General features: G+C 60.3%; 1 protein-coding gene. It reads right to left on the reverse strand.

The window, feature by feature from the left end; translation table 11 throughout:
* Positions 1 to 151: 151 nt before the first annotated feature.
* Positions 152 to 546, reverse strand: a 395-nt coding sequence (locus IE178_RS35385; protein WP_193515115.1) for a fatty acid desaturase, incomplete at its 5' end; no start/stop codon positions are given.

The following is a 546-nucleotide window of genomic DNA, read 5'->3' on the forward strand; positions in this document are numbered from 1 at the left end:
TTCCACAATTCATTCTCGGCCGAGCGATACACCGCATAGGTGTGCGGCCCATGGTCGAAGCGCAGCACGTCTTCTTCGTCTATTTCGCCCACGGCGCAGACGTCGATCCATTGATCGTTCATGGCGTTTTTCTCTTGTTCTTGGGTGGGGTTCAACCGGCAGCGGTTTCTGCATGCACCGGCGCATGGGCAGCCGGAGGCGTATGCGGGTGAATCGGGCGCTGGACGAAATAGGTGGGGTCGCTGCGCTGCTTCCAGATGGTCGGCAGGATCTCCTTGTACGCCTCGAACAGGTTGGCGTACGGCGGCGGGCAGTCGCTGCGGATTTCTTCGTGCAGTTGCGCGAGGGCGTGGTACGGCACCATCGGGTACATGTGGTGTTCGAGGTGGTAGTTCATGTCCATGTAGATAAAGCGCAGCACGCGGTTCATGTAGATAGTGCGGCAGTTGCTGCGATGGTCCAGCACGTCTTCGGCCAAGCCGACATGCTGGGTGAGGCCGAACAGGTAACCCAGCCAGGCGCCGTAGAGGCTCGGCAGGCCAACCA

The organism is Streptomyces griseoloalbus, assembly GCA_014650015.1.
Lineage (GTDB): Bacteria > Actinomycetota > Actinomycetes > Streptomycetales > Streptomycetaceae > Streptomyces > Streptomyces griseoloalbus.